The sequence below is a fragment of the Nitrosovibrio sp. Nv6 genome (genome assembly GCF_900110495.1).
Classification (GTDB): Bacteria; Pseudomonadota; Gammaproteobacteria; order Burkholderiales; family Nitrosomonadaceae; genus Nitrosospira.
Genome location: NZ_FODX01000002.1, coordinates 240599 through 266960, shown reverse-complemented (window position 1 = coordinate 266960; position 26362 = coordinate 240599). Strand labels below are relative to the sequence as shown.

Below are 26362 nucleotides of genomic sequence, written 5' to 3'. Positions count from 1 at the left end.
ATCCATGACGACCTCCCAACCCGGTAGCCGATTTCTCAACCGCGAGGTTGCGCAGCTCGAGTTCAATCGACGAGTCCTTGCGCAAGCTGAAAACAAGGATACGCCGCTTCTGGAGCGCTTGAAGTTTCTGTGTATCGTCAGTAGTAACCTGGATGAGTTTTTTGAGGTCCGCGTTGCCGGACTGAAGGAGCAGATTAATCTGGATACACCTGGCTTTGGGCCGGATGGAATGTTACCGCATGAGGTATTCAAACTGGTTTCCGAGCAGACGCATGCGCTTGTGGCGCGGCAGTACCAGTTATTGAATCAGGAAATTCTGCCCGGTCTCGCAAACGAGGGCGTTCGTTTCCTGCGCCGTGTCGCGTGGAATGATGCACAGCGGGAATGGATCAAGGCTTATTTCTTTCGCGAGCTGATGCCGGTGCTCACCCCCATTGGTCTGGATATTTCGCATCCGTTTCCCCGCGTGCTTAACAAAAGTTTGAATTTTGCGGTTGAACTGGAAGGCAAGGATGCTTTCGGCCGCAGTTCCGGATCGGCTATCGTGCAAGCGCCGCGCGTGTTGCCGCGCGTAATTCTGCTGCCGAATGAAATCAGCAGCAGCGAATATAACTTTGTGTTTCTGTCCTCTATTTTGCACGCTCACGTGGGCGAATTATTTTCCGGCATGAGCGTGCTGGGTTGCTACCAGTTCCGCGCAACTCGCAATAGTGATCTGTTTGTAGACGAGGAAGAAGTCAAAAACCTGCGGATTGCGCTCCAAGGCGAGTTGCCCCAGCGGCATTTCGGCAATGCGGTGCGGCTGGAAGTGGCCGACAGTTGCCCCAAACACATGTCGGATTTTTTGCTGGACCAGCTCGGCCTTTCGCGCGATGATTTTTATCAAGTGGAAGGACCAGTGAATCTGGTGCGACTGATGCAGGTGCCTGATCGTATTGAGCGTCCAAACCTGAAATACCCGCCGTTCATTCCCGGTCTGCCGCTAACGCTGCAAAAGAAAAAAGCCCCGGATATCTTTCAGATGATACGCAAGAACGATATCCTCCTGCACCATCCGTATCAGTCGTTTCAACCCGTGATTCATTTCTTGCAGCAGGCGGCAGTGGATGCCGACGTAGTGTCGATCAAACAGACCGTTTATCGTACCGGGACCGATTCGCTGATCATGGCTGCCCTGATCGCCGCCGCTGGTAGAGGCAAGGAAGTGACGGTAGTGGTGGAATTGCTGGCGCGTTTCGATGAGGAGGCCAACATCAATTGGGCGAGCCGATTGGAGGAAGTCGGCGCACATGTAGTATATGGTGTGGTTGGCCACAAAACCCATGCCAAGATGGCAATGGTGGTGCGGCGTGAAGAAGGCAAACTGCGGCGTTACGTGCATGTGGGTACAGGCAATTATCATGCCGGCACTGCCAGGCTCTATACCGATTTCGGATTATTCACCTGCAACGAAGAGGTTTGTGCCGACGTAAACGAAGTATTCATGCAACTGACCGGTCTCGGCAAGGCGGGAAAACTGAAATACCTGTGGCAATCTCCGTTCAGTTTCCACAGCCAGATGCTGGCGGCTATCGATAATGAAGTGCAGAACGCCAAGGCGGGAAAGCCCGCTCGCATTATTGCAAAAATGAACGCGTTGCTTGAGCCGGAAATCATCAAGGCCCTCTATAACGCTTCCGGCGCAGGAGTAAAAATCGATCTTATTGTCCGGGGCGTGTGCGCTTTGCGCCCGGGCATAAAAGGATTATCGGAAAACATCCGGGTGCGTTCGATCATCGGACGTTTTCTGGAACATACCCGGATTTTTTATTTTCGTCGTGGCGGCGCCAACGACATCTATCTTTCCAGTGCTGACTGGATGGACCGTAATTTTTTTCGCCGCATTGAAATATGCTTTCCGGTATTGGAGGCTAAATTGAAGAAGCGAGTGCTTACTGAAGGTTTGAACATGTACCTCAGGGACAACAGGCAGGCATGGGAAATGGATGGTAATGGCCATTATCATCTCAAAACCAGGCGCCGGGGAAAGAAGCTCTGTGCCCAGGAGATGCTGCTTACGGAATTGGCGGCAGCGAAACAAGGCTGAGGTACTATATTAAGGAAAACACCTCAGCCATGGCTACCGAAATCGAGCTTAAATTGCGACTGCCGCCGGATAGCGTTGCACGATTGAGGCGTAATCGATTATTAAAGTCCCTGAGTATTTCCCACCCCGTTACGCGAAAACTCTACACCGTCTATTACGATACACCTGATTTTGATCTAAGGCGTCACGATATTGCCTTCCGGTTGCGCCGTACTGGCAAAAACTGGATACAGTCCATTAAAGGCGGAGGCGACGCCACAGCGGGATTGCATCAGCGGTATGAATGGGAAATCCCGCTGCGGACAGCGCAGCCCGATTTCATCGGAATTTCAGATCCTTTCCTCATCGAATTTTTCAAAAATGCCGATATACGCGAGCAATTGCGTCCGGTATTTACCACTGAGTTCAAGCGCAGCACCCGTACGCTATGTCTTCCCGGTGGCAGCGAGGCCGAGTTCTGCCTGGACCAGGGGGTAGTCAGCACCGTCGATGCCAGCGTTCCGTTTTGTGAAGTTGAACTGGAATTGAAATCGGGCGGCCCGCTGCCGTTATTCCAGCTTGCATTGGATCTGCTGCACACTGTCCCCCTCAGGCTGGAAAATGTAAGCAAGGCTGAGCGTGGCTATACGCTTGCTTCAGGCGATAAACCTCCGCCTCTCAGAGCGGCGCCGGTTCAGCTTTTTACTGAAATGAACGTAAGTGAAGCGTTCAAAGCTATCGCCTGGAATTGCCTCAATCATTTGCATAGCAACGAGCCGGGCATGCTGGAATGCCGGGATGTTGAATATCTGCACCAGATGCGAGTTGCTTTGCGCAGAGAACGTTCGGCCTTCAGTATTTTTTCGAAAGCATTTTCCAAATCCGCGTTTTCTCCCCTGGCGCAGGATTTGAAATGGCTTTCCCGGCAGCTTCGGCCAGCCAGGGATTGGGATGTATTTGTAACGGGAACATTAAATGATGTTTGCGCCCATTTTCCCGAGCTTCCGGAGATGCTGGCACTACGGGAACAGTGTGAGGCAATATGGCGCGGTCACAACGAGAATGCGCGCAACGCAGTTGAATCCCGGCACTATACGGAAATGATGTTAAAGCTCGGTGCATGGTTAAGCGCGGAATCCTGGATTGCCCAGCCCGGCCCGGCGGCCTCAGGTGCCGGCACCGGAACCGCATCCAGGGCGCCGCCGGTGAAAGAATTCGCCGAAACATTGCTGGCGCATCGTCACAGGCAAATAAAAAAATACGGCAGGAAGCTTGCGAATCTTGGCGCCCCGGAATTACACGCGATACGTATCCTAGTAAAGAAACAACGCTATGCCGCTGAGTTTTTTGGCGGGCTGTACTCCCATAAAAAAACGAAGCGTTACATTAAGTCTTTGGCGGCACTTCAGGATATTCTGGGCAAGATGAACGATACTGCCGTTATCGAACGACTGCTAAGCGAACTGCCTGTCAGTCAGGATAAGAATGGCATGCATGAAGCGATTGGCATCGTCCGGGGTTGGGCCGCAAACCTGGCGCTGATGAAAAAGCCGGAATTGAATAAGACCTGGGTATGTTTCAAGAGAAATGATTCATTCTGGTAAAGCTTCTTCAATACGTCCTGAATCGAGCAGATAAAGGCAAGCCGTCTGTTTATGGCGGATCGATCTTCCCATAGACAAAAGGCGATCCATGCTGATCGCCTTTTGTCCGTCCTCTCGGTCCCGGTTCAGCTTGCGATGGTCAAAATGAAGTGACGCGCAACGGGACCCGATATGCGTTTTTACTTGATGACGGCTTTCAACTCGCCTTTGGCATATTTACCGGCCATGTTGTCCAGCATGACAGGCTTGATCTTGGCGGCCTGCCCGGCGCAGCCGAATGCCTCAAAGCGTGCCTTGCAAATATCTTTTGCCGCTGCGGTCGCATCCTTGAGGAATTTGCGCGGATCGAACTCGCTCTTGTTTTTAGCAAGATGGCGCCGGATTGCACCCGTCATTGCCAGACGAATGTCGGTATCAATATTGATCTTGCGCACCCCATGCTTGATGCCTTCCTGGATTTCTTCCACTGGGACGCCATAAGTTTCCTTCATATCCCCGCCGTATTCACGGATGATATCGAGCCAATCCTGCGGTACGGAGCTGGAGCCGTGCATGACAAGATGTGTATTGGGAATGCGCTGGTGAATTTCCTTGACACGCTCAATGGCGAGAATATCGCCAGTTGGCTTGCGCGTAAACTTGTACGCGCCATGGGAGGTTCCGATGGCAATTGCCAGGGCATCCACGCCCGTCTGCTTGACGAAGTCCGCAGCCTGCTCCGGATCGGTCAATAGTTGGTCATGGGAGAGCTTGCCTTCCGCTCCGTGGCCGTCTTCCGCCTCCCCCATGCCTGATTCGAGCGAGCCCAGGCAACCCAGCTCTCCCTCGACAGAAACCCCTACCGCATGCGCCATCTCCACCACCTTGCCGGTGACCTCGACATTGTATTCATAAGATGACGGCGTCTTTGCGTCTGCCTCCAGCGAGCCATCCATCATGACACTGGAAAATCCGCTACGGATGGCATTTATGCATACCGAAGGAGATGCGCCATGATCCTGATGCATGACGATCGGAATGTGAGGATATGCCTCTACCGCGGCCGCGATAAGATGGCGCAAAAAAGGTTCGCCGGCGTATTTGCGCGCCCCGGCAGAACCCTGCATGATTACCGGACTATCGCATTCATCGGCCGCCTGCATGATGGCCTGAATCTGTTCCAGATTGTTTACATTGAAAGCGGGCAGGCCATAGCCATTTTCCGCTGCGTGATCCAAAAGTTGACGCAATGATACGAGTGCCATTTGAGCCTCCTCCAAGTTAGAATCAGTTATCGTGAACCGTAAGTGATAAATTCTCAGCTATAAGTGCATGAAAAACGGAAAACAGGATCTCGTGAGGCTCACGATTCCGGCTTTCGTTCATGCCTTCTGTGTTCTCCTACCTTCACAATCTTCATGGTGTTGGTGCCGCCAGCTTTGCCTACCGGCTCACCGATAGTCATGATAATCAGATCACCGTTGCGCACCGCGCCACGCTTGAGCAGTTCGTTTTCAGCATGATTCAGGATGATCTCCGGATCGTTCGAGCCGCCACCGAACTTCACCGGGTAGACACCGCGGAATAAAGTCATTTTACGGCGGGTGTCCTCTTGTGGACTCAGCGCAAAAATAGGGACATTGGAACTTCTGCGCGACATCAGCAGTACCGTCCTGCCGCTTTGCGTGAGGGCCGCGATAGCCCGGATTTTCAGACCACCCGCGGTGAACATGGTCGCGCGTGCAATCGCTTCCTCTATCGTGTCGGGAAGGCCGCCCTGGAGCCGGCGGAGTTCGCTGGCGACCAGGTATTCCTTTTCTGCCTCGAGACAAACCCTGGCCATGGCCGCGACCGCTTCGACCGGATACTGTCCTGTGGCGGATTCTGCCGAGAGCATCACCGCGTCGGTGCCATCCAGTACCGCATTGGCTACATCGGATACCTCTGCACGGGTCGGAATCGGGCTGGTGACCATGGATTCCATCATTTGCGTAGCGGTCACCACCAATTTGTTGTTGGCGCGAGCAGTGCGGATCATTCGCTTCTGCAATGCCGGCACCACTGCGTCGCCCACTTCTACCGCAAGATCGCCGCGCGCCACCATGATGGCATCAGAGGCTTCCAAAATATCGTCCAGCGCCAGGATAGCCTCCGACCGCTCGATCTTTGCCATCAGCAAACTCTTTCCACCGGCCTCGCGCATTACGTTACGCGCCCATCGCATATCATCACCGGAGCGCGGGAAAGATACGGCGAGGTAGTCCGCCTTGAGTGCTGCAGCGGTTCTGATGTCCTCCACGTCCTTGCTGGTCAAAGCGGGTGCGCTAAGTCCGCCACCCTTGCGGTTTATACCCTTGTTGTTGGATAGTATTCCGCCCTGCTCAACCACACAATATACCTTGCGCCCCTTGACCTCCGAAACACCCAGTACGATGCGGCCATCATCAAGGATAAGCGTCGCGCCGGTTTCAACATCATTCGGCAGTTCCTTGTAATCCAGGCCCACGCGCTCCTGATCGCCCAGATCACATTCAGCGTCCAGTACGAATCGGTCGCCGGTTTTGAGCAGAATGTTGCCCTTCTCAAATTTGCCAATGCGGATTTTTGGTCCCTGCAAGTCCGCCAGAACGCCTACGGCATGACCCGCAGAACGTGCCAGCGAGCGGGTCAATTCGGCGGCTGCGATATGCTCTTCCCTTGTACCATGGGAAAAGTTGATGCGTACGACATCCACTCCGGCATTTATCATCCGCTCCAGTACCTTGGGGTCTCTGGATGCCGGGCCTAGCGTTACTACAATTTTTGTTCTACGGATCATTTTGGGTGGGTAGAGGGACGTACAAAGATAGCGTACCGAGTACGTTAACCCATAAAATCAGCGTGCTCGCTGTTCAAGTATTTCCACGGCCGGTAGTTTCTTGCCTTCCAGAAACTCAAGAAAAGCACCTCCAGCGGTGGAAATGTAGGACACCCTTTCGTAAATATCATATTTCTGGATGGCGGCGATCGTGTCGCCGCCACCTGCCAGGGTAAAGGCTTTGGTATTCGCAATGGCCATGGCGATAGTTTTGGTGCCGGCGCCAAATTGATCAAACTCGAATACGCCAACTGGTCCATTCCACACGACAGTACCCGCTTTCATGATGATGTCCGCCAACTCTTGCGCGCTCTTCGGACCGATATCAAAAATCATCTCGTCATCCGCAACCGAATCGGCATCTTTCGATACGGCCGGCTCGTTTGCGTCGAACTTTTTTCCAACCACAACATCTACCGCAATAGGAATAGAGGCATGGCGTTTCGCCATTTTATCCATCAGCATTTTCGCAGTAGAAACCAGGTCGTCTTCACATAACGATTTTCCGATGTTCTTCCCGGCGGCTTTCAGGAAAGTATTGGCAATGCCGCCCCCAACCACCAGCTGGTCCACTTTTTCTGAAAGAGACTCCAGCACGGTAAGCTTTGTCGAAACCTTGGAACCACCGACGATCGCTACCATGGGACGGGCCGGATTCAGTAGCGCTTTGGTAAGCGCGTCCAGTTCTTCCGTCAGCAGAATGCCCGCACAGGCTACCGGCGCATATTTGGCGATACCATGAGTTGAAGCCTGGGCACGATGCGCCGTGCCGAAAGCGTCCATCACGAACACATCGCATAGCCTGGCATATTTTCGCGCCGTCTCGTCGAGATTCTTCTTCTCTCCTTTATTGATGCGGCAATTTTCCAGAACGACCAGTTCGCCTTCGGCAACCTCGAAGCTGTCCTCCACCCAGTCCTTGACCAGGCGCACCGGCTTCCCCAGACGTGCGGCAATATTGTGGGCAACCGGCTTCAGCGAGTTTTCTTCGGACCACACACCTTCTTCGGGACGGCCGAGATGTGAGGTCACCATCACTTTCGCACCTTGTTTCAGGCAATGGTTGATGGTGGCCATCGAAGCAGTTATTCGCGCATCGGATGTAACCTTGCCGTCCTTCACTGGTACGTTGAGATCAGCGCGGATGAATACGCGCTTACCTTTAAGATCAAGGTCGGTGACTTTAATGACAGACACGGAAAACTCCAAGTTTTAAAGCATAAGGAAGTCCGGTGTGGTTCCTTATGATGAATTGAAGGGAAAGGCGGGAGGTCAGGGGAAAGAAACCGGCATTTCGTTCCTCTCCCTTGCGGCGCATCCCTCCTGTTTATTACTTGCCGGCGATAACGCGAACCATTTCCAGAATCTTGCTGGAGTAACCCCACTCGTTGTCGTACCAGGAAACGACTTTTACGAAATTACCATCCAGCGCCATGCCCGCCTCGGCGTCGAAGATTGAGGTGGCGCTTTCGCCGCGAAAATCCGTGGAAACAACCTTTTGATCCGTATAGCCCAGCACGCCTTTCATCGGTCCCTCGGATGCCTTCTTCATGGCGGCGCAGATCTCTTCGTAGGTCGCGTCCTTGTCCAGTTCAACGGTAAGATCAACCACCGATACATCAGACGTCGGTACGCGGAAAGCCATACCCGTGAGCTTCGTGTTCAGTTCCGGGATAACCTTGCCAACGGCTTTGGCGGCCCCGGTCGAGGACGGAATGATATTTTCGAGGATACCGCGTCCGCCGCGCCAATCCTTGTTGGAAGGACCGTCGACAGTCTTCTGTGTGGCAGTAGCGGCATGCACCGTGGTCATCAGGCCCCGCTTGATACCCCAGGTATCGTTCAATACCTTTGCGACAGGGGCGAGACAGTTGGTAGTACATGAAGCATTGGAAATGATGGATTCTCCGCCATATGTTGCATCATTTACCCCGTACACAAACATCGGCGTGTCGTCTTTCGACGGCGCGGACATGATGACTTTTTTGGCGCCCGCGGCTATGTGTTTCTGGCAAGTTTCCTTGGTAAGAAAAAGTCCGGTCGACTCGACGACAACTTCGGCGCCCACTTCGTCCCATTTCAGTTCCGCGGGATCCTTGACCGCGGTCAGACGGATCTTCTTGCCATTGACGACCAGGGTATCGCCCTCAACCGAGACATCCCCCTTGAAGCGGCCGTGCACTGAATCATGCTGCAGCATATAAGCCAGGTAGTCAGGTTCAAGCAGATCATTGATAGCGACGACTTCAATGTCCGGAAAATTCTGTATTGCCGCACGGAATACCATCCGTCCAATTCGGCCAAATCCATTGATACCGACTTTGATTGTCATGTTTTAATACTCCTTGGATTAAAAAAAGATCCCCAGGCGAGGGAATAAGTCCCGCTGCATTGTGCGCACACTGATCGGGATTAGATAACGCTGTTCACCGCCTTTACCACATTCTCTACGGTGAAGCCGAAGTGCTTGAACAGCTCGCCGGCAGGCGCTGACTCGCCAAATGTATCGATGCCGATTACGGCGCCCTCAAGCCCTACATATTTGCGCCAGAAATCGGTAACGCCCGCCTCCACTGCGACGCGCGCTATACCCTTTGGCAATACGCTGTCTTTATAGTCTGGATTCTGGCGATCAAACACATTCGTGCAGGGCATGGAAACCACCCGCACGTGAACATCCGTTTCGGCCAGGGCCTTTTGAGCCATCATCGCCAGCCCAACTTCCGAGCCGGTAGCAATAATGATGGCCCGCGGCTTGCCGTCAGGTGCGTCGGACAGAATATATCCGCCTTTGTCGATCCGCTTGATGGTCTCGGGGTCACGCTTCTGGAAGGGCAGGTTCTGGCGGCTGAAAATCAGCGTTGACGGTCCGTTCTTGCGTTCAATCGCCCGCGCCCAGGCAACGGTCGACTCGACCGTATCGCATGGACGCCACACATCCATGTTGGGTATATAACGCAGCGTCGCAGTCTGTTCTACCGGTTGATGTGTGGGACCGTCTTCACCCAACCCGATCGAATCGTGAGTGAATACAAACAGGTTGCGAATTTTCATCAGGGCCGCCATGCGCAAGGCATTGCGGGCGTATTCCGAAAACATGAGGAAAGTGGCGCCATAGGGGATGATGCCGCCATGCAAAGATAGTCCGTTCATCATCGCGCTCATGCCGAATTCACGTACGCCGTAATAAACATAGTTGCCTCCGCTTTCGGCGGTGACGGCTTTTGAGCCCGACCAGAGGGTAAGATTGGACCCTGCCAGATCCGCGGAGCCGCCGACCAGTTCCGGTAATTTTGGCGCCAGACCCTCAATGGCGTTCTGCGAAGCCTTGCGACTGGCAATCGATTCTTCCTTCGCATGCACACGAGCGATCAATCCATCCACGTGTTCGTGCCAGTCGTCCGGCAGATCGCCGGACATACGCCGAGTGAACTCGGCGGCCTCGGCCGGGTATTTCTCCGCGTATTCCGCAAACTTGCGATTCCATCCATCCTCCAATCTTTTGCCTTTCGCCCTGGCATCCCACATCGCATAGACGTCCTCGGGGATTTCAAAGGGTAGATGATCCCAGCCGATGTGGGGACGGGCGGCGGCTATTTCCAGGTCGCCCAATGCGGCGCCATGGACTTCATGAGTATCGGCCTTGTTGGGGGAACCCATACCGATTACGGTTTTGCAGCAGATCATCGAGGGCTTGTTCCCCGCCTGCTTGGCCGCCTCGATGGCTGCTTCAATAGCCACCGGGTCGTGGCCATTGACGTTGGGCACCACATGCCAGCCATAGGCTTCAAAACGCTTGGGCGTATCATCGGTGAACCAGCCTTCGACATGGCCGTCTATGGAGATGCCGTTGTCGTCGTAAAAACAGATCAGCTTGCCTAGCCCCAGTGTTCCTGCCAGCGCACATGACTCATGAGAGATTCCTTCCATCAGACAGCCATCGCCGAGAAACACGTAGGTGTAATGATTGACAATATCAAAGCCGGGACGGTTGAAATCCGCGGCAAGTATTTTTTCCGCCAGCGCCATGCCGACACCATTGGTGATACCTTGCCCCAGGGGACCGGTTGTGGTTTCCACGCCAGGCGTATAACCATATTCGGGATGGCCGGGAGTCTTGGAGTGAAGCTGGCGGAAGCGCTTTATTTCCTCCATTGGCAAATCGTAGCCGGTGAGGTGCAGCAAGGCGTAAATCAGCATCGAGCCGTGCCCATTGGACAGCACGAACCGGTCCCGGTCGGCCCACGCCGGATTCGCGGGGTTGTGGCGCAAATGGTGAATCCATAATACTTCAGCTATCTCCGCCATGCCCATGGGCATACCCGGGTGACCCGAATTGGCTTTCTGAACAGCGTCCATAGCCAGCGCACGGATAGCGCTCGTCAGGTTTTTGAACACCGGCGCTTCAAAATCTCTAAATGTTCCCATGAACATGGACTCCCTTACTCAACGGAAATATATTTGGCACATAAAAACACCGCTCTCCCAACACGGGAAGCGCCGGGCAGCGGTGCGGATCGGCAAAATCGTTATTATCGCTTAAGATACGATGTCAGACAACATGACAAATCACAGGTTATCGGCAATCAAGCTCGCGCGCCCATAAATCCGACCGGGTGCGCTGGACCTTATTGCCGTGGTGATTTTACCTGTTTACCGATTCAGCGGCGAAAGCGACAAAACACCATCGCTTGTTCAGTATCGGAATACTGAACAAATCTTTCCTCATTTTCCCTTATCTTCCCTCGTAGTCCCGCCGGCAAATCCGGAAATTGTCCAGGGCTCAATTATTCCGCAGCCTGATGCCCAGCAGTTTAAGCTTGCGGTAAAGATGGGTGCGCTCCAGTCCGGCTCGCTCAGCGACTCGGGTCATATTGCCATTTTCCTGATCGATAAGCTGTTCAAAATATACTTTTTCGAACATATCACGCGCTTCACGCAATGGCATATTAAGCGGGACACCCGCAACCGCCGGCGCCGGCGATGAAGATGCGAGTATCTGCTTCACATCGTCCACAGATATTTCATCGCCGGCGCAGGTTAATGCGAGAGAATGCACCGCCCCGGTGAGTTGCGCAAGATTTCCGGGCCAGTCGTGGTTCCGTAAACAATTGAGTGCGGCGGTACTGAATTGCCGCAGAGGCACTTCGCCTGATTCAATATAGCGTGAGAGTATCTGGGCCGCGAGTTCAGGAATATCTTCCCGATGCTCCCTCAACGCGGGAACATTTATGCAAAGGCCGCTCAAAAGTTCATACAGTCGAGGGTCATATACGCCTTGTGCTGCCAGTCCTGCAAGGGGTGTCGAGGTAACGCATACAAGCCGAACGCTGTATTTTTCGAGTTTGCCCAGCAGCAGCAGCAGCCCCTTTTGCGCCAATCTGTTGAGATCACCGATCTCCTTGAGAAACAGCAGTCCGCCTTTTGCCTGTTCAAGTAAATCGAATGGAGCGTTCGCGAGGGCGGCAAGCGTATCCGGCTCCACCCAGGGAGTATTTGGGCGATGCAAAAAACGCGCGCAGAGATCCACTCCGGTTCCTGGCTCACTGGTGAGCAGCAGCGGCGTTCTCAGGTTAGCTACTTGTTCCAGCCGTTTTTTAAGATCGGCGATCAACGGTCCCCTGCCCAGGCTGGAAAGCGGGAGCGTCATGCGTGGCTTGACCTGTCCTCCCCGCAAAGCGCGCCCCACGGTGCTCAACAGCTTTTGCAGCGGCACCGGTTTCTCCAGATACCCCGCTGCGCCCATACGTGTTGCCTCTACCGCAGTATCGATGGTGCCATGTCCTGACATCATCACTACCGGCATGGTGAGCAGTCCGCCGCTCGCCCATTCTTTCAGCAGGGTGATCCCGTCGGTATCCGGCATCCAGATATCCAGCAGTACCAGATCCGGTCTCGCCTGTTTGCGCCAGCTGCGCGCCTGTCCCGCATTTTCCGCGAGGGCCACATGGTAACCTTCATCACGCAGGATTTCGGACAATAGCTCGCGTATGCCGATTTCATCATCAACAACAAGTATTGTGTTGTTACTCATAATTCAGGATCAACTGCTCACAATGTGATGGAATTGCTCTCCAATTTCCCATTACGAATTATCTCTGGATGCTCAGGAGCATGTTCACGATGGCCGGTTCATTACGTCGCCTTGCGGTAGGCTGCCAAACGGGCTTTCTTCGCCGCCGGCAGGGTGATTGAAATGCGCGCGCCGCGAGGCCGGATATTTTCGACCTGTATGGCGCCCCGGTGCTCTTCGATTATTTTTTTGACGATGGGCAGCCCCAGCCCCGTTCCTTTTGATTTAGTGGTAACGTAAGGCTCGAATACCCGGGCTCGGACTTGCTCGGGAAAACCGCCGCCGTTATCACTTACGCTGAACCGTATTCCGCCGGGTGCGAGTTCGGTTCGCACCATAATTGCGGGTTCTGCGACCCCAATCAGTGTGTCCTGGGCATTCTGCAGGAGATTATGAATCACCTGGCGTAGCCGAGCGGAATCCCCTCTCACGGTCGGCAGGCCGGGAGCCAGCGCCAGATAAATTCGTGGCTGGGGACTTCCCGGCGCCGCTGCGCTTGCGGCCTCATACAATGCAAGGATTTCCCGAACCAGACCGTTGAAGTCAAGCAGATGAAACTCGAGCTCGGGCGCGCGAGCGTATTCGCTGAATTCGTTAACCATTTTTTTAAGCGCTTCCACCTGGTTGACGATAGTCTCGGTGGACCGCCGCAGGATTTGCGCGTCATCCTGGCCGAGCTTCCCTGCAAGCTTGTGTTGTACACGCTCGGCGGAAAGTTGTATCGGTGTGAGCGGATTCTTGATTTCATGGGCCAGACGCCGTGCCACCTCTCCCCAAGCGGCCGTACGCTGAGCCTGCAACAAGTTGGTAATGTCATCAAAGACCACCACGCCCCCGCCGCCTGATACATCCGGCAGGCGTGTCCCGCGCAGCAGCAAGACCTGGTTGGCCCCGTCTCTCGAGCGCTCCAGCTGACACTGCCATTCGCCTTCTTTCCCTGAATGAAACCCTTCAAGAATCTCCGTTTTGAAAGAGTCCAGTTGAGATTCACGTGCTGCACATTCTTCAATAGTCAGCCCTTGGAGACCGGACAGTGGAACCTTCAGAATTTGTTCAGCGCTCAGATTTGCAGTACGCACACGTAAGCCTTCGTCGAATACGAGAACGCCGGAGGAAAGATTGGCCAGTACGTTTTCCAGGTAGGCTCTGGCGCTTTCTACTTCCTGTTGATGGTGCTGGGCCGTTGTACGCGCCTCCTCCAACTGCTGAGTCATGAGATTGAATGATTCCGTCAGCACGCCCAATTCATCACGGCTCTGCACTGGATGGCGCCTGCTGAAGTCACCTTGCGCTACCGCACGGGTCCCTTCCGCCAGCATACCCAGAGGCGCGCTCAGCCGCTCACTAATAAGAAATGCCGCAGCCAGAGCGGAAAAAAGCGACAGCAGCAGCGCGAGTGTAAGCGTAACCCCGTAAAGGCTTTTCAACCCTTCGCGCGATAGCAGCAATTCCTGATAGTCCCGATACGCTGCCTGCACTATTTCTGCATCTTCGGCCAGTTGTTTCGGTACTGGCTGCAGCAGTTGCAAGACTTGGGTATCCCCTTCCGCGTCGGGTGCTTCGACTAATTCCAGTACCTTTAAATACAGACCCTTGCCCGGGATCGATTCTACCGCGCTGTACGACCTTTCCGTGATTACCTGGCGCATCACCGCCGTACTTAGCGGTTCCGGGATGGGCTCCGCGCCTCCGGTACGCGAAAAAACGGCTACGCTGCCGTCATGGTTGAACAGCGCGGCTTCCTGTATTTGCGTTTGCTCCAGGAGACGGTTTAGCGTCGATAGCGGTGGTTCCGATTGCTCGGATAGCGAAAGTGCGGCAACCCGGGCCTTGTTGCGAAGGACATCCAGGAGATTGTCGAGTATGTTGCGCCCCAAATTCAAGCCGCCTTCGAGCGCACGGTCCACTTTGACATCAAACCAGGATTCGATGCTTTTCCCCAGGAATTGCACCGATACACCATATACCAGCGCACCCGGAAGGACCGCCATTAGCGAGAAAATCAGCAACAGGCGCAATGCGAGCCTGGAACCGAACACGCCTGCGTTAAGCCTGCCCCTGAGCCTCCAGAGCAGATACCCTACCACCGCCATCAGAAATAACACGAAGCCGACATTGAGCCGGATGAGAAGGCGGTATTTCCGGTCAAAAAGCCCCGTGTCGGCGCCTGCCGTGGCAAGCAGGAACAGCATGACCGCACCTAACCCCGCACTGATGATAATGACGTACTTCACGGCCTGTGGCTATCCGCATGCTTTTGCGGCGGCAATATTGTGCTCCATCGCAGTATGCCGGAACTGAGATCCCACTCCTTTGATCCACCCAGCGTCTCTACCTGAAATGGCTTCGGCAATGCGGATATGTCAAGGCGCATGCGTAATTCCATCGTATATTCGGTGTCCTGCTTCAGTTCGGAACTGACACTGATTGGACGATTACGCACCCGGCTCAGTGCCTGCAATGCCTCCTTCAGCGTCGCGAAGTTCTGCGACAGCGTGCCGCGGCTCAAGCGGTATTGACGAGTCAGTGCGAAATAGCTCAGTCCTTCCCGAACCCTGCTATGGCCAATTCTCTCATCCAGCCAATACCAGCGGGAATTCATTATGTTGAGTTCGGTCACGAAGTAAAGAACGATGCCTTTCTCAAGTGCATATTCCAGTTTGTGGTTGAGCACGATCTCGAAATCAGCGTCAAACTGATAACCTTCCTCAGCCGTTTCCAGTTTTACCGACGTTATCTTTATGCTGCCCTCCGCATGGGCCGTGGCGGCCGGCAAAAGCGCCATGGTCAGCAGCGCAGTTACGCCCGCCCACAACAGCCGCATGAGGAAATCAGGCTTTATGAAGCAAGGCATAAAAGAAACCGTCATGATGGGAGTTCGGCAATAGTTGCCCGTCAATTATTCCAGACCGCGAAAGCGGTAGCAGACGGGCGTCAGAATGATGGCGCAAGAAATCTTTCACCTGAAGTCCGTTTTCCTCTGCAAATACCGAACAGGTGACATAGAGCAGCTTGCCACCTCTGGCCAGGATCTGCCAAAGGGCGTTGAGGATTTCCCGCTGTTTCGCGCAAAATTGGAGTAGATCGCTTTCACGCCTCAGCCATTTAATGTCCGGATGACGTCGCGTCACTCCCGAAGCAGAGCAGGGAACATCAGCCAGGATACGGTCGAATTGCTTGCCGTCCCACCACTTTATCGGCTGCGATGCATCTCCATGAACGATGCAATGGGCTTTAACGCCCAGTCGAGTAAAATTCTGGGTTATGCGAGCGACTCGTGCGGCGTCATTATCGGCCGCGGTTAATTCTACATTCGCCAACTCCAGCAAATGCGCGCTTTTTCCACCTGGGGCGGCACAAGCATCCAAAACGCTCATGCCATCCCCTGCGTCCAATAGGGGCGCAGCCATCTGCGCGCCAGCATCCTGGACCGACACCCAACCTTCCGCAAATCCCGGCAGCCTTTCCACCGCCACCGGTTTTGCCAGCTCAAGCGCGTCATTTAGCGCATCATCTTCCAGTGGCACTGCCTCCATGCCATTTTGAATGAGAATCTCCTGATATTCCGTAACATTGAGTTTATGCCGATTGACTCTCAGCGTCATGGGCGGGCGCTTGTTGCCCGCCTCCAGAATTGCCTTGTAGCATTGTGGATATTGCACGTGAAGTTTATCTATCCACCATTGTGGATGAGAATACCTTCCTACGTCGCTTTCGGCTACTCGCTCAAGCAGGGCGGCACGTTTCCGCATGAAGTTGCGCAATACGGCATTGACCAGTCCCGCCGACCCCTGTTTACCTTTGCCACCTTTGCCACCCTTGCGACCGCTGAGATCGTTGCCCCCCCCAAGGCCGCGAGAAGCTGACACAGCATTATGCACAACCGCGTACGGAGCGGTTTTGCTGTATTCCAGTTGATATAAACCCACCAATAATAAACAGTGCAGATTCTGGTCCTTCAGCGGCTTGTCCAGCAGCAAACGAAGCAATACATCGAGCTGGCCAAAAAAACGCAGTACGCCGTAGCTTAAATCCTGAATGGCGCCGCGCTCCTGATCAGAGAGATCGGAATGGGTGTGCCAGATGTCTCGCAACACCGCCGTCAGGCTCGTGCCAGCCAACACTTTTTCCACAGCGGCGGCGGCCAGACGCTGAGTTCTGATCATTTGCGGCATTCAAAGCGATCACCTGGCAGCAGCGAATGCCCTGAGAGAAATTCCGCTGCACTCAATTTTATTCCACCAGATTTTTGCACGGTTTTCAGTACGAGCGAGCCGTTGCCACATGCAACAACAATGCCATCGCGCCTTATTGCAACAATTTCCCCGGGTTCACCGGCGATATCTGCAGCTGTACTTGCCTGCCATATTTTCATGAAGACTCCGCCTATCCGGGAATAAGCGCCGGGACGAGGATTAAAAGCCCGCACCGCGCGGCTGATATTTTCAGCATTCAATCGCCAGTCGATTTCAGCTTCATCTTTTTCGAGTTTGGGGGCGTATGTCGCCGTAATTTCATTCTGGGGGATTGCAAAAATTTTCCCCTGCTGCAAAAGTGTCAGCGCCTCCACGATGCAATACGCTCCCAGCATGGCAAGCTTGTCGTGCAGAGTTTGTGCGGTATCATCCTGTGCGATCGCGATACTTCGCTGCAATAGGATAGCGCCCGTGTCCAGACCTCGATCCATTTGCATGATCGTAATTCCGGTTTCTCTGTCGCCCGCCAGGATTGCGCGCGGGATAGGGGCCGCGCCTCGCCATCGCGGCAGCAATGAAGCGTGTATATTGAGGCAGCCGAGCTTTGGAATGCTTAAAACAGAGGAGGGCAGGATCAGTCCGTAAGCCGCAACAACCATGACATCCGCGCCGATGGCATCCAGTTGCGCATGCAACTCGGGCTGTTTAAGCGAATGCGGCTGTAATAACGCAAACCCGTATCGTTGTGCCAGTAACTTGATCACACTCGCGGTGGATTTCATCCCCCGTCCGGCACGACGGTCAGGCTGGGTCAACACCAATGCAATTTCATGTCCGGCATCCGCCAGGGCTTCAAGAGCGGGAGCGGCAAATGGCGGCGTACCGGCAAAAATAATTTTCATGGGAAGTAGGCGGAGGTATTCGAAGAAATGCCGCAGCTACTTCGCTTATTAATCCATAGAACCTTGATGATTGCACGTTCACCAGTAAAAAAAATCGATGTCACATTACCTTTCGCCGCTGCTTTTTAAATTTTGCCTGAATACGCGACTGCTTCATCCGGGACCAGTACTCGACGAATACCTTCCCTAGCAAATGGTCCATTTCATGTTGAATACACACAGCCAGCAAACCGTCGGCCTCAAGCGTGTATGGTTTTCCGTCCTGATCCAGCGCCTCGACCGTGACCCGTTCCGAACGCGGTACCTTTCCAAATATTCCGGGTACCGATAGGCATCCTTCTTCATAGTCAGACTCGCCGCTGCGCGTGATGATTTCGGGGTTGATCAACACATGCAACTGGTCATGCGTATCGGAAATATCGATTACGATCACGCGCCGGTGGACATCGACCTGGGTGGCCGCAAGGCCGACGCCAGGGGCGGCGTACATTGTTTCCGCCATATTCTGCACCAGAGTCCGAATTTCGCTGTTAACTTCTGATACTCGGCTCGCTACAGTGTGCAGTCGTTCATCCGGATACTGCAATATTTTCAGAAGCGCCATACGATTCGTGAGCGATGCGTGGGCTTGGGCATCAAACAATCCAACTGCAAAGTTCAAACCGTGCTGTTACCATATTCACACTGCATCCAGTAGTTGACGTAGTATTTTTCAGGAATTTGCCCCATTATATCCTGATTTCGGCAGCAAGCTCATTTTGCAGCCCCCGCTCGCTCGCCCCTTACCCACAAGAGAGAAGTTGATAACGCATCTTCTCTTCAGGCGAATAAAGCGCGGAATCAATTCAAAAATCATTGGCTCTGCGAACATCCAGGGAATACAATCGGCTCGGTAAATGACGATGCAAAAACGGCGCAACTGGCAAATATTAAATGAAGTCCATGCGGGATATTGAATCCTGGCTGGCCCTTGGCATGATTGACGGTCTCGGTGATGAATCGATACGACGATTGCTGGTGGCTTTCGGAAACCCTGGGGAAATTCTTTCCGCTAATATCGCCTCGCTAGAGCGGGTGGTGAAAAAGAAGGTAGCGCATAATATTGTCCAGGGCGCGGACGAAAAAAGAATTGCCGCTACGCTTGAGTGGCTGAAAGATCCGGCAAATTCGATTGTAACGCTGGCAGATTCCCATTATCCCGCGCTGCTGCTCAACATTCCGGATCCTCCCCCTCTTCTTTATCTGAAAGGGAAGCCTGAACTGCTGAATTCGCCGGCGCTTGCCATTGTCGGTAGCCGCAATGCCACACCTCAAGGTCTTGCCAACGCTGAGGCTTTTGCCGAAGCCGCAAGCAATGCGGGACTGTGCATAGCTAGTGGCATGGCGTCCGGCGTGGATGCGGCGGCTCACCGTGGCGGCTTACGGGGTGGAGCAGCCAGCATTGCAGTAGTGGGAACTGGCTTGGATCTCGTCTATCCCGCAAGCAATCGCGAACTGGCGCACGAGTTGGCGGAAAAGGGTATGCTTATTTCCGAATTTCCGTTAGGCACGCCTGCCATCGCCAGCAATTTTCCTCGCCGCAATCGCATCATCAGCGGGATGAGCCGCGGCTGTCTTGTGGTGGAGGCCGCGCTGCGGAGCGGCTCGCTCATTACTGCCAGGCAGTCATTGGAACAGGGTCGCGAGGTGTTCGCCATCCCCGGATCCATACATTCGCCTTTATCCAAAGGTTGCCACGCACTCATCAAGGAAGGGGCAAAACTGGTCGAAAGCGCCGACGATATTCTGGATGAGCTGGCAGAGGAATTAAAGGGACTGGAAGGATTAGAAGGATTAGAACGGGGGCGAGCTGCGGGTGGTGCAGCCCATGATGTGGATGAGGATGAGCCACAGGGCGGCGAGCCGTTGCTGCGGCATCTCGGCCATGACATTACCAATATAGATACCCTGTGCGTTCGCAGCGGCTTGACGATAGAAACGGTATCGGCGATGCTGTTGGCGTTCGAACTGGATGGAGTGGTTGCAAGTCTCCCCGGCGGGCGCTACCAGCGGCTTCGGTAGAGCATCGGCCAGTAGCCAAGTAGTTCCCTATAATAAAATCAATTGAATAGTGGGATGTTTGGCGTTGGTAATTTCAACGCTAGCCAAAAGTGTACTGGCACGGATGGCAAGGTGTACTATTTGCGGCGCGACTTGTCCCTGTCTGGTAAGTTTCCATTATCATGCGCCCGGGATTGCGGTGGCTCGGAGTCAAGTTCTTCTCCTGTACACTAGCTACCGGGAAATTCGAGCCTCACTGGAGTTTCATGGGTAAAATTTTGATTATCGCCGAAAAGCCTTCTGTCGCCGCAGACATTGCGCGTGTCCTGGGCGGGTTCGCAAAACACGCAGATTACTTCGAAAGCGATAAATACGTGCTGTCGTCCGCTGTGGGGCATTTGCTTGAGCTGGCAGTGCCTGAACAGTATGAGGTCAAACGCGGAAAATGGAGTTTTGCCAATCTGCCCGTAATTCCACCCCACTTTGATCTCAACCCCATCGAGAAAACCGAGTCCCGGCTGAAGCTGTTAACCAAACTCATCAAACGCAAGGATGTAGACGCTCTTATCAACGCTTGTGATGCGGGGCGCGAAGGAGAATTGATCTTTCGGTACATTACACGTCATGTGGGAACAAAAAAACCGGTCAAACGGCTTTGGCTGCAATCGATGACGCCAGCTTCAATTCGAGATGGTTTTACTAAATTACTCGACGATGAGGCTGTGCAGCCGCTGGGGGAAGCAGCGGTAAGCCGCTCCGAAGCCGACTGGCTGGTTGGCATAAACGGCACCCGAGCCATGACTGCATTCAATTCGCAGGAGGGCGGTTTCCACAAGACCACCGTAGGCCGGGTACAAACGCCCACGTTGGCAATTCTGATTGAGCGGGAAGATGTCATCAAGAAATTTGTTGCCCGCAGCTACTGGGAGGTGCACGGTACGTTTGTTGCCAATGCGGGGAAGTATAACGGCCGCTGGTTCGACGAGAAGTTTTCCAAAGATAAAAAGGATGCCGAACAAAAAGCCGAGCGGCTATGGGATCAGGCAAGTGCCGAAGCTATTCGAACCAAATGTCAGGATAAACCCGGTGTCGTCAGCGAAGAAAGCAAGCCTGCCTCGGAAATCTGCCCGCTACTGTATGATCTTACCAGCTTGCAGCGAGACGCTAACGGGCGCTTTGGTTTTTCCGCCAAAACAACGCTTGGGCTGGCTCAGGCGTTATACGAAAAACATAAGGTGCTGACTTATCCGCGGACCGACTCGCGTGCATTGCCGGAAGACTATATCGCAACGGTTAAAGACACCATGGGTTCGCTGGAGAGTACCCGTTACGGTGTTTTTGCCAGGCAGATCCTTAAAGCAGGCTGGGTTAAGCCCAACAAGCGTATATTCAACAACGCAAAAATTTCCGATCATTTTGCAATTATTCCGACTTCTCTTGAGCCTAAAGCACTAAACGAGGCCGAAGCAAAACTTTACGACCTCGTCGCCAAGCGTTTTCTGGCCATTTTTTATCCTTCCGCTGAATTTCTTGTTACTACCCGCATCACTCGCGTCGAGGATGAGCCTTTCAAAACTGAAGGCAAGGTGATGATAAATCCCGGCTGGCAGGCCGTTTACGGCAAGGAGGTGCGTGCCAGCGGCGCAGAAGATGAATCGACGTTAGTCCATGTAAAGCCAGGAGAGACGGTTCTTGGGGAGGAAGTCAAGGTCATCGCCAACCAGACCCGGCCCCCGGCCCGATTCAATGAGGCAACGCTGCTGTCCGCCATGGAGGGTGCAGGTAAACTTGTGGAAGACGAGGACCTGCGAGAAGCCATGAGTGCAAAGGGACTGGGTACACCCGCAACCCGCGCCTCGATCATAGAAGGGCTGGTGTCGGAAAATTACGTTCAGCGTGTGGGTCGGGAATTGCATCCTACCGCGAAGGCTTTCTCGCTAATTACGCTGTTGCGCGGACTGAAGGTGCCTGAACTCACTTCGCCAGAGCTGACGGGCGACTGGGAATTCAAACTGCGCCAGATCGAGCAGGGAAAACTCGAACGCAACAAATTCATGGCAGAAATCGCTGGCATGACCAGCCATATCGTGGAGCAGGCAAAAAGCCATCGTGGTGAAACCATCAGCGGTGATTTTTCAACGCTCAAGTCTCCCTGCCCGAAATGCGGCGGTGTGGTGCAGGAAACTTACAAGAAATTCCAGTGCCAGAAATGCGACTTTGCATTATGGAAAATCCTTGCCGGGCGGCAATTTGAAACGTCGGAAATGGAACAGCTGATCACCCAGCGCGAGGTGGGCCCGCTACAGGGGTTTCGCAGCAAGATGGGACGCCTGTTCAACGCCAATGTCAAACTTACCGACGAGTTTGAAATGAAATTCGATTTTGGCGGCGATAGCGAAGAAGATGCGGAAGAGATTGATTTTTCCGATCAGGAACCGCTGGGAAAATGCCCCCGTTGCGGGAGCAGGGTATTCGACCACGGGATGAGCTACGCATGTGAGAAAGCGCTGGGTTCGCTGCGCACGTGCAGCTTCAAGATAGGGAAAATAATTCTCTCGCGTCCCATTGAACGTGAACAAGTCGTCAAGCTGTTGCACACTGGTAAAACCGATCTGCTGTCAAAGTTCATTTCCAAGAAAGGCAGGCCATTTTCGGCTTATCTGGTTGCAGGTCCGGACGGAAAAGTGGGATTCGAGTTTGAACCAAGAAATACAAAGTCAAAAACAACGGCAGCTACAAATGAAACAAGGGTTACGAAACCAAAAACCAGGACGTTGTCATCAAAAAAAGCGCTGTCTGGTAAAATATAGCGAGACCGGTGCGCATCTGAAGGGTGTTTTTACAATCGGGTTCCATTCATTTGATGAGCGGATACAAGCTTGAGCGCCTCATCCTATGATGAAGCCTGGGCCTGATGATTCTCAATATAGGAGATGATATCGCCGACGCTGGTAAACCCTTTGGCTTCTTCACTGTCGAAATTAATGCCGAAAGTATCTTCAGCGTCAAACAAAAGCTGAATCGTATCCATCGAGTCAAGTCCCAGTTCTTCGAACTTTGAAGATCTGGTTATTGTAGATGTATCCAGATTTTCAACCTTTGTAGCGATAAACTGTATCACCTTCGATTCAATCTCTGCTGTGTCCATATCTAATCTCTTCCTTCATTCAAGGTTGTGAAAAGGATACTCGCATTGTTGCCCCCAAACCCGAAAGCATTACATAAGCCGGTACGTGGGTGCTTCTGCTGTGCGTGATTAGCCGTGTAATCGAGATCACACTCCGGATCAGCCTCATCAAGGTTGATGGTTGGATGTATGGTGCCGGTATGAAGTGCCATGATAGTGGCGATGCTGCCGATGGCAGCCGACGCACCGACTGTATGTCCGATCATTGACTTGGTGGCGTTGACGGCGATATGGCGAGCCCGGTCTCCAAACAGATTTTTGATAGCACGGGTTTCCACGATATCTCCAAGCGGTGTGGAGGTTGCATGCGCATTGATATGATCGATGGAATCGGCGTTCATGCCCGCGTCGTCGATCGCCCCCCGCATTGCCGCGACCTGGCCTTCCATGTCCGGCATCACAATATGCGACGCGTCACATGCTTGTCCATAGCCCGCAAGTTGAGCGTATGTTTTTGCGCCTCGACGCGTTGCCTGTTCTTCCCTCTCCAGGATGAGGATGCCTGCGCCTTCCGCCATGACGAAACCATCCCGACCTTTGGCGAAGGGCCGGGATGCCCGGGCCGGATCATCGTTAGAGCTGGTAGTCAAAGCATGCAATATCTCGAAACCATTTATGGTCAGCGGTAATACGCATGCTTCCGCACCCCCCGCAATCACTGCATCCGCTCTTCCCGAGCGCAAGAGGTCAAGAGCCACGCCGATGGCGTTGGCGCCGGAAGAGCATGCCGTACTGCAGGTCAGGTTCACCCCTTTCAGTCGATGTTTGATTGCGATCCAGGCAGCTGCGGAATTTGCCATGGTTCGAGGCACCGTAAAGGGAGGCACCGGCTGATTCCGAAACTTGCGTAGTGCGGAAGACTCGAACGTGGCAAAGCCGCCCATTCCCGAGCCTATGCTTATGGCCACCCGTTGCGGCGCATACGCACCAAGTCCCCCTGCATCCTCGAGAGCAAGATCGGCAGCCAGCAGCGCCAGTTGTGTGAATCTGTCCGTTTGCTCTATGTATTTGGGCGACAGAAAAGTGGCGGGATCAAACCCGGCAACTTCTCCTGCTATCCGGGAGCGTAGATTTGAGGCATCGAAGCTTGTAATTTTTTTGATTCCACTAATACCCTTGACAGCCGCTGACCAGAACTGGTCAGTGCCGATACCGATGGGGGATACAACCCCCATTCCCGTAACAATTACACGCATACGCAATCAGAATCAGTCATGAACGATCTGTGAAATATCATAAATTTTAGTGGGATGGCGAAGTGGAGTTGCCGCCGGCGCATTTACGCCGGGCAGGCAACCTGATAAGAAACACAAGGCGGATTTTCATACGCCTGGAAGCCGGATCATTTTGCGGGTTGAATCATAAATTGAATTCAGGAAAACCACCAAGCCTTCTTCAGTCCTTGACATCGATCCTGCCAAAATGGCGAAACAGGCCATGGCTAGCACCTCGCTCATCCTGTTGTTTTTCAGTCTGAGCATGAATCCGTGCCCTACTGCGCATTAAACATCACTGGGAACAGGTATCTCAATATGCCTCCCATGATCCAGATTACAAGTATTAAACTCGAGATCACGGCCATTCCTTCGATGATCGCCGAAAGGAGCGTCGTGGCCAGGCTATCGAATTCCTGTTGTCCGGCCTCGTTACGCCGGCCCAGACGGCGTTTCCTCACCCATATCTGCAGCCCGATGACAACCGGAATAAGCGCCAGAGATATCAGGAGATTATATTCAGATGTTTCCATTACTAATTAACCTTTCCATATAAATTATCGCGATAGGAAATTTCCATGTTGCCAAGTTGTTTGGCTTCCTTTTTATGCGGCAAGCGCTTACGCTCATTTACGCATTTGCTTCTCAAGGGGCGCCTGGTTCTTCAGTCGCTGGTTATCAGACGTTGGCACGGCCGTCGCAAATTTTTAAAACCGCCAATCTCCCTGATCCATATGGACCAATTAAATAACCACGGAAATCCATGCCTGATGCTCCCGCTTCCTTAACTGCGGGCAATTTACTGAAATCTGCGCCTCAGGTTGTAAACCACCGATTATAATATCACGTCATCAACATGTCATCGAGTTAACATACTTCGCTCATCCGGAATTGTACGAAGGCCATGCTGTGGCTCCGCAGGCGGTCTAAAAGCACGCTTAGCCAGCCTTGAAGAATATTCCCTTATTCCCGCCGGAACGCGCCAGAATCAGCCCGCCTTTTTAAACCGGCTGCCGCTTTTACAATAGCTGATTAACCGCACACACCATTATTCTTCATGAATGAAAAAGCCGCCCAACCAATATCCTCGGGGGTTACCGTACGTCCGGTTACAAATCGCCGCGAGATGGGTGTGTTTATCGATGTCCCGTGGCGTATCTACGCTGACGACCCGATGTGGGTGCCGCCACTACGTTTGGAGCGCCGCCTTCATTTTTCAAGGTTTAACCCTTTTTTCAAGCATGGAGAATGGCAGGCGTGGACCGCATACCGGAATAATCAACCGGCAGGAAGGATCAGTGCCCAGATTGATCAGCTCCATCGGCAGCGCTACGGTGCCGACACCGGGCATTTTGGCTCGTTTGAATGCGTTGATGATGTTGAGGTGTCCAGGGCGCTGGTACACGCCGCCGAGGAATGGCTGGCTGCCCGCCATACCAGACGTGTAACGGGACCATTTAACTTATCGATCAATCAGGAGTGCGGCATCCTGGTAGACGGTTTCGATACACCCCCGGTGGTAATGATGCCGCACTCACGCGGATGGTATGGCCGGTTGCTTGAGGAGCAAGGCTACGAACCTGTAAAGGATCTGCTTGCCTATTGGGTGGAGGTCGATTTCAAGGCGCCTCGATTGATGAGCGCGCTGATCGGGAAATTTTCCGACCAGGTAACTTTGCGAACCCTCCGCCGCGACAAGTTCAACCAGGAGATGGAAGTGCTGCGTGATATATTCAACGACGCATGGTCCGAGAATTGGGGCTTTGTTCCTTTTACCAAGGCTGAGTTTGACGAACTCGGCACGAGCCTCCGCTTGCTCGTCCCCAATGATTGCATTCAAATTGCCGAAGTTGATGGTGTTCCGGCGGCGTTCATGGTGGCACTGCCGAACCTCAACGAAATTTTTGCCGAGCTTGACGGAAGCCTGTTTCCATTTGGCTGGACCAAGCTGGTCAGACTCAAGTCCCGGGGTGGGGTTCGTACCGGGCGGATACCGTTAATGGGAGTCCGCAAGCAGTTTCATAATACTCCGCTCGGCATGGCGCTGGCCTTTATGGTAATTGATGCGCCCAGGAAACTGGGTCGGGCCATGGGAGTTCAGGCGGTTGAATTATCCTGGATACTTGAGGATAACAAGCCCATGCGCGCAATCCTCGCGAGTTTGGGCTGCAGGGAATACAAGCGCTACCGGATTTACGGCAAGACGCTGACCGGTTAACTGACTGACCGATGGAAAATGGAGCAA

General features: G+C 53.5%; 19 protein-coding genes. 5 read left to right on the top strand and 14 right to left on the bottom strand.

The features are described 5' to 3' along the window. Positions 1–4 precede the first annotated feature (4 nt). Both ppk1 and BMX66_RS07900 read left to right on the top strand, forming a co-directional pair. Positions 5–2086 (top strand): polyphosphate kinase 1, encoded by a 2082-nt coding sequence (gene ppk1 / locus BMX66_RS07905; RefSeq protein WP_090880564.1) that lies wholly within the window; start codon positions 5–7, stop codon positions 2084–2086. Positions 2087–2115: 29 nt separating this feature from the next. Further along, positions 2116–3669, top strand: coding sequence for a CYTH and CHAD domain-containing protein (locus BMX66_RS07900; protein WP_090880562.1), 1554 nt, complete (start codon positions 2116–2118; stop codon positions 3667–3669). Positions 3670–3848: 179 nt separating this feature from the next. On the opposite strand, the gene fba is transcribed toward BMX66_RS07900, so the two are convergent. The 11 genes from fba to def form a co-directional block, all read right to left on the bottom strand. Continuing rightward, complete coding sequence (gene fba, locus BMX66_RS07895) at positions 3849–4913, bottom strand: class II fructose-bisphosphate aldolase (protein WP_090880556.1); 1065 nt, start codon at positions 4911–4913, stop codon at positions 3849–3851. A gap of 98 nt (positions 4914–5011) precedes the next feature. Beyond that, the gene (pyk, locus tag BMX66_RS07890) at positions 5012–6466 is read right to left on the bottom strand and encodes a pyruvate kinase (protein WP_090880552.1); all 1455 of its coding nucleotides are present in this window, start codon (positions 6464–6466) and stop codon (positions 5012–5014) included. A gap of 57 nt (positions 6467–6523) precedes the next feature. Continuing rightward, positions 6524–7702, bottom strand: a complete 1179-nt coding sequence (locus tag BMX66_RS07885; RefSeq protein ID WP_090880549.1) for a phosphoglycerate kinase — start codon at positions 7700–7702, stop codon at positions 6524–6526. Positions 7703–7835: 133 nt separating this feature from the next. Then, the gene (gap, locus tag BMX66_RS07880; protein WP_090880546.1) at positions 7836–8837 is read right to left on the bottom strand and encodes a type I glyceraldehyde-3-phosphate dehydrogenase; all 1002 of its coding nucleotides are present in this window, start codon (positions 8835–8837) and stop codon (positions 7836–7838) included. 80 nt (positions 8838–8917) lie between these two features. Then, positions 8918–10933, bottom strand: coding sequence for a transketolase (gene tkt / locus BMX66_RS07875; protein WP_090881082.1), 2016 nt, complete (start codon positions 10931–10933; stop codon positions 8918–8920). Between the two features lie 355 nt (positions 10934–11288). Further along, positions 11289–12539, bottom strand: coding sequence for a sigma-54-dependent transcriptional regulator (locus tag BMX66_RS07870; RefSeq protein ID WP_090880543.1), 1251 nt, complete (start codon positions 12537–12539; stop codon positions 11289–11291). A 101-nt stretch (positions 12540–12640) separates the two neighbouring features. Continuing rightward, positions 12641–14812, bottom strand: a complete 2172-nt coding sequence (locus BMX66_RS07865; RefSeq protein ID WP_090880541.1) for a sensor histidine kinase — start codon at positions 14810–14812, stop codon at positions 12641–12643. Further along, entirely contained in the window at positions 14809–15432 is a 624-nt protein-coding gene (locus BMX66_RS07860; protein WP_255398865.1) for a DUF4390 domain-containing protein, read from the bottom strand. The genes BMX66_RS07865 and BMX66_RS07860 overlap by 4 nt, the downstream gene beginning before the upstream one ends. After that, positions 15410–16744 (bottom strand): 16S rRNA (cytosine(967)-C(5))-methyltransferase RsmB, encoded by a 1335-nt coding sequence (gene rsmB / locus BMX66_RS07855; RefSeq protein ID WP_090880536.1) that lies wholly within the window; start codon positions 16742–16744, stop codon positions 15410–15412. The genes BMX66_RS07860 and rsmB overlap by 23 nt, the downstream gene beginning before the upstream one ends. Beyond that, on the bottom strand, positions 16741–17676 hold the full coding sequence (fmt, locus tag BMX66_RS07850) for a methionyl-tRNA formyltransferase (protein ID WP_090880533.1): 936 nt from the start codon (positions 17674–17676) through the stop codon (positions 16741–16743). The genes rsmB and fmt overlap by 4 nt, the downstream gene beginning before the upstream one ends. A 100-nt stretch (positions 17677–17776) precedes the next feature. Continuing rightward, the gene (gene def, locus BMX66_RS07845) at positions 17777–18280 is read right to left on the bottom strand and encodes a peptide deformylase (protein ID WP_090881079.1); all 504 of its coding nucleotides are present in this window, start codon (positions 18278–18280) and stop codon (positions 17777–17779) included. Positions 18281–18609: 329 nt separating this feature from the next. On the opposite strand from def, the gene dprA reads away from it, so the two are divergent. After that, positions 18610–19737 (top strand): DNA-processing protein DprA, encoded by a 1128-nt coding sequence (gene dprA, locus BMX66_RS07840; RefSeq protein WP_090880531.1) that lies wholly within the window; start codon positions 18610–18612, stop codon positions 19735–19737. Between the two features lie 245 nt (positions 19738–19982). Further along, positions 19983–22526: a DNA topoisomerase III gene (locus tag BMX66_RS07835; protein ID WP_090880529.1), complete on the top strand. Its 2544-nt coding sequence runs from the start codon at positions 19983–19985 to the stop codon at positions 22524–22526. 83 nt (positions 22527–22609) lie between these two features. Here BMX66_RS07835 and BMX66_RS07830 read toward each other — a convergent pair whose 3' ends face one another. From BMX66_RS07830 to BMX66_RS07820, 3 genes are all read right to left on the bottom strand, one after another. Next, positions 22610–22864, bottom strand: coding sequence for an acyl carrier protein (locus BMX66_RS07830; RefSeq protein ID WP_090880527.1), 255 nt, complete (start codon positions 22862–22864; stop codon positions 22610–22612). A gap of 2 nt (positions 22865–22866) precedes the next feature. Then, positions 22867–24099, bottom strand: coding sequence for a beta-ketoacyl-ACP synthase II (gene fabF, locus BMX66_RS07825; RefSeq protein ID WP_090880525.1), 1233 nt, complete (start codon positions 24097–24099; stop codon positions 22867–22869). 296 nt (positions 24100–24395) lie between these two features. After that, positions 24396–24650 carry a hypothetical protein gene (locus BMX66_RS07820; protein WP_090880523.1) on the bottom strand — a complete coding sequence of 85 codons (255 nt, stop codon included), beginning with the start codon at positions 24648–24650 and terminating at the stop codon, positions 24396–24398. 524 nt (positions 24651–25174) lie between these two features. Here BMX66_RS07820 and BMX66_RS07810 point away from each other — a divergent pair. Further along, positions 25175–26335, top strand: a complete 1161-nt coding sequence (locus tag BMX66_RS07810; protein WP_090880518.1) for an N-acetyltransferase — start codon at positions 25175–25177, stop codon at positions 26333–26335. The last annotated feature ends 27 nt before the right edge of the window (positions 26336–26362 follow it).

What these genes read in the sequence shown, in the direction of transcription:
- fabF (WP_090880525.1), bottom strand. Translation starts at nt 24,099, where the DNA reads ATGCGTGTAATTGTTACGGGAATGGGGGTTGTATCCCCCATCGGTATC.
- BMX66_RS07870 (WP_090880543.1), bottom strand. Translation starts at nt 12,539, where the DNA reads ATGAGTAACAACACAATACTTGTTGTTGATGATGAAATCGGCATACGC.
- BMX66_RS07810 (WP_090880518.1), top strand. Translation starts at nt 25,175, where the DNA reads ATGAATGAAAAAGCCGCCCAACCAATATCCTCGGGGGTTACCGTACGT.
- fba (WP_090880556.1), bottom strand. Translation starts at nt 4,913, where the DNA reads ATGGCACTCGTATCATTGCGTCAACTTTTGGATCACGCAGCGGAAAAT.
- rsmB (WP_090880536.1), bottom strand. Translation starts at nt 16,744, where the DNA reads ATGATCAGAACTCAGCGTCTGGCCGCCGCCGCTGTGGAAAAAGTGTTG.
- BMX66_RS07820 (WP_090880523.1), bottom strand. Translation starts at nt 24,650, where the DNA reads ATGGAAACATCTGAATATAATCTCCTGATATCTCTGGCGCTTATTCCG.
- def (WP_090881079.1), bottom strand. Translation starts at nt 18,280, where the DNA reads ATGGCGCTTCTGAAAATATTGCAGTATCCGGATGAACGACTGCACACT.
- tkt (WP_090881082.1), bottom strand. Translation starts at nt 10,933, where the DNA reads ATGGGAACATTTAGAGATTTTGAAGCGCCGGTGTTCAAAAACCTGACG.
- BMX66_RS07860 (WP_255398865.1), bottom strand. Translation starts at nt 15,432, where the DNA reads ATGCCTTGCTTCATAAAGCCTGATTTCCTCATGCGGCTGTTGTGGGCG.
- fmt (WP_090880533.1), bottom strand. Translation starts at nt 17,676, where the DNA reads ATGAAAATTATTTTTGCCGGTACGCCGCCATTTGCCGCTCCCGCTCTT.
- BMX66_RS07830 (WP_090880527.1), bottom strand. Translation starts at nt 22,864, where the DNA reads ATGGACACAGCAGAGATTGAATCGAAGGTGATACAGTTTATCGCTACA.
- BMX66_RS07835 (WP_090880529.1), top strand. Translation starts at nt 19,983, where the DNA reads ATGGGTAAAATTTTGATTATCGCCGAAAAGCCTTCTGTCGCCGCAGAC.
- pyk (WP_090880552.1), bottom strand. Translation starts at nt 6,466, where the DNA reads ATGATCCGTAGAACAAAAATTGTAGTAACGCTAGGCCCGGCATCCAGA.
- gap (WP_090880546.1), bottom strand. Translation starts at nt 8,837, where the DNA reads ATGACAATCAAAGTCGGTATCAATGGATTTGGCCGAATTGGACGGATG.
- dprA (WP_090880531.1), top strand. Translation starts at nt 18,610, where the DNA reads ATGAAGTCCATGCGGGATATTGAATCCTGGCTGGCCCTTGGCATGATT.
- ppk1 (WP_090880564.1), top strand. Translation starts at nt 5, where the DNA reads ATGACGACCTCCCAACCCGGTAGCCGATTTCTCAACCGCGAGGTTGCG.
- BMX66_RS07900 (WP_090880562.1), top strand. Translation starts at nt 2,116, where the DNA reads ATGGCTACCGAAATCGAGCTTAAATTGCGACTGCCGCCGGATAGCGTT.